Consider the following 633-nt stretch of genomic DNA (forward strand, 5'->3'; position numbering starts at 1 on the left):
GCTGAGGAACAAAAAAATCAGCGTATTAATCAATTGTATCTGGCACTCGCACAATGCAATCAGTCGATATTGCGCATCACGGAGCAGCAAGATCTGTTTCCGCGAATTTGTCGTGATGCAGTCATTCTGGCTGGGCTGAAGATGGCTTGGGTCGCAATTTATGACAAAAGACAGAACCGTTTCTTCGCACCTGCCTGGTTCGGCGTTGGTGTGGATGAGCTGGAGTACAACCAGTTTTTTCAAAGTGAAGAGTCGGGGCAAAGTCATTTATTGCAAACACAGGCCTTACTCGCGAATCAGGCAATATGGTGCCAGGATTTGACTGACCCGACATTGCCTTTAGAAATGCGTATGATGGCGCAGCGCCATGGCTGGGGCTCTGCTGCTGTGCTTCCCTTGTCTACCCATCAGCAAGTAGTCGGTACTTTCAATCTCTATGCCGAATCCCAGGGGGCATTTGATGAAGTGGTGCAGACTTTGTTATCGGAGTTTGTCATTGATGTCGGTCATGTGTTAAATCGCTTCGAACTCGAGGAAGAAAAACAGCATGCCTTGCACATGGAAGAGCTGCGCAGCTTTATGCTGGAAAAGGTGACTGCTGCAATTGGCCTGCAAGAACTGTTGCACGAAGTG

The 633-nt window shown here is 48.5% G+C and carries 1 protein-coding gene; it reads left to right on the top strand.

The features are described 5' to 3' along the window. Window positions 1-69: 69 nt before the first annotated feature. The coding region (locus KDM89_RS19315) for a GAF domain-containing protein (protein ID WP_268977896.1) at window positions 70-633 on the top strand (564 nt) is incomplete at its 3' end.

Source organism: Cognatundibacterium luofuense (genome assembly GCF_018139685.1).
Lineage (GTDB): Bacteria > Pseudomonadota > Gammaproteobacteria > Burkholderiales > Burkholderiaceae_D > Undibacterium > Undibacterium luofuense.